We start from the raw sequence: 1,062 nt of genomic DNA on the forward strand, positions 1-1,062 counted from the left end.
AGTCCGGATTGGAGTCTGCAACTCGACTCCATGAAGTCGGAATCGCTAGTAATCGTAGATCAGAATGCTACGGTGAATACGTTCCCGGGCCTTGTACACACCGCCCGTCACACCATGGGAGTGGGCTGCAAAAGAAGTGGGTAGTTTAACCTTTCGGGGAGGACGCTCACCACTTTGTGGTTCATGACTGGGGTGAAGTCGTAACAAGGTAGCCCTAGGGGAACCTGGGGCTGGATCACCTCCTTATATACGAAGATTTTCACGATGAGTACCCACACAGATTGATTAGGTTTAAAAAGAAAAAGAGATGAAGAACTCCCAAGTTCTTCAATATCCAGTGTCCCGTTCGTCTAGAGGCCTAGGACACCGCCCTTTCACGGCGGTAACAGGGGTTCGACTCCCCTACGGGATACCATTGGGTCGTTAGCTCAGTTGGTAGAGCAGTTGACTTTTAATCAATTGGTCGCAGGTTCGAATCCTGCACGACCCACCATTCTTCTCCACTGAAGAATTAAAACTTAATGTGGGCGATTAGCTCAGTTGGGAGAGCACCTGCCTTACAAGCAGGGGGTCACTGGTTCGAGCCCGGTATCGCCCACCATTCTCTAAGTATTTTGTTTATGTTATCCAAACCAGTTCGCGAGAAGTTGGTTGGATTTTCTGACGATAAAGTCTTTAGAAAATGTCTATTAAGTTAGATATTGCTCTTTAACAATTTGGAAAGCTGACTGATTTGATTACTTACGAGTAACTCAAATCAAATTTAAAAGTTCTCAATGTTTATCTTCATTGATAAACACACAAACACATTCAAGTGTCTTGTATTCGGAACAATGTTTACATTGTTCCATTATTGAGTCCGGCAAACAGTCATTGAGAATTAACCCTTCTTAATGACAACCAAAAACCTTGGTTAGTTGCCATACATAAGACCCTTTCGGGTTGTATGGTTAAGTGACTAAGCGTACACGGTGGATGCCTTGGCAGTCAGAGGCGATGAAGGACGTATTAACTTGCGATAAGCCCAGATTAGACAGTAAAAGTCTTTTGAGTCTGGGATTT

General features: G+C 44.4%; 3 tRNA genes and 2 rRNA genes. All 5 read left to right on the top strand.

What is annotated here, in order from left to right:
- Nucleotides 1-246 (top strand): 16S ribosomal RNA (locus tag L4C39_RS20065); the annotation flags it as partial.
- A gap of 93 nt (nt 247-339) precedes the next feature.
- A tRNA-Glu gene (locus L4C39_RS20070) sits at nt 340-415 on the top strand.
- Nucleotides 416-417: 2 nt separating this feature from the next.
- Nucleotides 418-493, top strand: a tRNA-Lys gene (locus L4C39_RS20075).
- Between the two features lie 32 nt (nt 494-525).
- Nucleotides 526-601, top strand: a tRNA-Val gene (locus tag L4C39_RS20080).
- Between the two features lie 347 nt (nt 602-948).
- Nucleotides 949-1,062, top strand: a 23S ribosomal RNA gene (locus L4C39_RS20085); the annotation flags it as partial.

Source organism: Vibrio clamense, assembly GCF_050337905.1.
Taxonomy (GTDB): domain Bacteria; phylum Pseudomonadota; class Gammaproteobacteria; order Enterobacterales; family Vibrionaceae; genus Vibrio; species Vibrio cortegadensis.